Origin of the sequence: Streptomyces sp. NPDC000348, assembly GCF_042898795.1 — a bacterium.
Lineage (GTDB): Bacteria > Actinomycetota > Actinomycetes > Streptomycetales > Streptomycetaceae > Streptomyces.
In genome coordinates, this window is record NZ_JBIAZD010000054.1 from 1 (window position 1) to 1930 (window position 1930).

Genomic DNA, 1930 nt, shown 5'->3' on the forward strand with positions numbered 1-1930 from the left:
ACCGAACTCTCGGGGGAGGCCGCCTCCTACATGCGGCCCAACTTCTTCGCCAACACCCCCGACATCCTGCACGCCTACCTCCAGCACGGCGGACGGCCCGCCTTCGAGGTCCGCGCCGTCCTGGCCGCCACCCTCTCCCCCGCCTGGGGCATCTACAGCGGCTACGAACTCTGCGAGAACACCCCCCTGCGCGAGGGCGGCGAGGAATACCTCGACAGCGAGAAGTACCAGCTCCGCCACCGCGACTGGGAGAGCGCCGAACGCGAGGGCCGCACCCTCACCCCCCTCATCACCCGGCTCAACACCATCCGGCGCGAGAACCCGGCCCTGCGGCAACTGCGCGACCTCCACTTCCACCACGCCGACAAGGAGGAGATCATCGCGTACTCGAAGCGGCGGGACTCGAACACGGTTCTGGTGGTCGCCAACCTCGACCCCCACCACACCCAGGAGGCCACGGTCTCGTTGGACATGCCGCAACTCGGCCTGGACTGGCACGAGTCGGTACCGGTGCGCGACCAGCTCACCGGCGAGACCTACTACTGGGGCAGGGCCAACTATGTGCGCCTGGAGCCGGGGGGAGCGCATGTGCTCGTCGTCGGCCGGGAATCCGGGGACCGGTCCCCGGATGAGCACAGCACGGTTCTGCGACCGTCCAGCCCGTCGATCGGAGGGTCACCCACAGCATGATCGTCAACGAACCCGTCCCGGACACCTTCGAGGACACACCCGCCAAGGACCGGGACCCGGACTGGTTCAAACGAGCCGTCTTCTACGAGGTCCTGGTCCGTTCCTTCCAGGACAGCAACGGTGACGGCGTCGGCGACCTGAAGGGTCTGACCGCCAAACTGGACTACCTGCAGTGGCTGGGCGTGGACTGCCTGTGGCTGCCGCCCTTCTTCAAGTCGCCGCTGCGCGACGGCGGTTACGACGTCGCCGACTACACCGCCGTCCTGCCCGAGTTCGGCGACCTCGCCGACTTCGTGGAGTTCGTCGACGCGGCGCACCAGCGCGGGATGCGCGTGATCATCGACTTCGTCATGAACCACACCAGCGACCAGCACCCGTGGTTCCAGGAGTCGAGGAAGGATCCCGACGGCCCCTACGGCGACTACTACGTGTGGGCGGACGACGACAAGCAGTTCCAGGACGCGCGGATCATCTTCGTCGACACCGAGGCCTCCAACTGGACCTACGACCCGGTGCGCAAGCAGTACTACTGGCACCGCTTCTTCTCCCACCAGCCGGACCTCAACTACGAGAACCCGGCGGTCCAGGAGGAGATGATCTCCGCGCTGAAGTTCTGGCTGGACCTGGGGATCGACGGCTTCCGGCTGGACGCGGTGCCGTACCTGTACCAGCAGGAGGGGACGAACTGCGAGAACCTGCCCGCCACGCACGCCTTCCTGAAGCGGGTGCGCAAGGAGATCGACACCCAGTACCCGGACACGGTGCTGCTGGCGGAGGCGAACCAGTGGCCGGAGGACGTCGTCGACTACTTCGGCGACTACGCCGCCGGCGGCGACGAGTGCCACATGGCGTTCCACTTCCCCGTCATGCCGCGCATCTTCATGGCCGTGCGCCGCGAGTCCCGCTACCCGGTCTCCGAGATCCTGGCCAAGACCCCCGCCATCCCCTCCGGCTGCCAGTGGGGCATCTTCCTGCGCAACCACGACGAGCTGACCCTGGAGATGGTCACCGACGAGGAACGCGACTACATGTGGGCCGAGTACGCCAAGGACCCCCGCATGCGCGCCAACATCGGCATCCGCCGCCGGCTCGCCCCCCTGCTGGACAACGACCGCAACCAGATCGAGCTCTTCACCGCCCTGCTGCTCTCCCTGCCGGGCTCGCCGATCATCTACTACGGCGACGAGATCGGCATGGGCGACAACATCTGGCTCGGCGACCGCGACGCGGTCCGCACCCC

1 protein-coding gene and 1 pseudogene are annotated in these 1930 nt (G+C 67.3%); both read left to right on the top strand.

Annotated features, from left to right (window positions below; genetic code table 11):
• Window positions 1-690 (top strand): annotated as a pseudogene (locus tag ACFY3N_RS36640) (alpha-1,4-glucan--maltose-1-phosphate maltosyltransferase); the annotation flags it as partial.
• Window positions 687-1930 (top strand): maltose alpha-D-glucosyltransferase (gene treS / locus ACFY3N_RS36645; protein WP_390821094.1); only part of this gene is annotated, 1244 nt, incomplete at its 3' end. The pseudogene ACFY3N_RS36640 and the gene treS, both read left to right, overlap by 4 nt.